At 73.7% G+C, this 567-nt stretch carries 1 pseudogene; it reads left to right on the top strand.

Annotated elements, in window-relative coordinates:
* A pseudogene (locus KGQ19_RS48825) lies at positions 1–567 on the top strand (hypothetical protein); the annotation flags it as partial.

The following is a 567-nucleotide window of genomic DNA, read 5'->3' as shown; positions in this document are numbered from 1 at the left end:
TCCCAGCCTGGCGCGCCGCGACTTCCTCCCATGCCCCAGCCACTCCGCCGGAGCCAGAACCCAAGCCAGAACCCGAGCCCGAGCCCGAACCCGCAGGCTTCGCAGGCCTCCCCGCCGGCTTCACCCCCATCGGTGAGGAAGCCAAGCGCCTCGCCGCAGCCGCCGACGTCGCCGACTCGATAGCCGCCGCCACCAGCGAGCCCGAGGGTAGCTCCGGCCAGGCCCCCGCAGCCAACACGGGTTCCAGCTCCGGCCAGCCAACCGGCGCCTCATTCGGTCAGCCTCCTGCGACCGGCGACCCGGCCACCGGCCAACAGCCGTCCGCCGCAGCCACGCCCCCAACCTCCGCCGCATCCGACGTCGACGCCGCCTTCGGCCCGCCCAAGCCCGCCGCCGGCATCCCGCAGATCGCCGAGCCGACGTTCGCGACCAACTTCAACATCCCGGCGCTCACCCCGACTCCCGCCCCGGACTCTGCCTCGACCTCCGCACCCACGCCGCCGGTCGGCATCCCGCAGATCGCCGAGCCGACCTTCGCGACCAACTTCAACATCCCGGCCGTCACCC

Origin of the sequence: Catenulispora pinistramenti (assembly GCF_018274385.1) — a bacterium.
GTDB classification, from domain to species: domain Bacteria; phylum Actinomycetota; class Actinomycetes; order Streptomycetales; family Catenulisporaceae; genus Catenulispora; species Catenulispora pinistramenti.
Note: the sequence above shows the minus strand (reverse complement) of the source record. Positions and strands in the feature narration are given on the sequence as shown.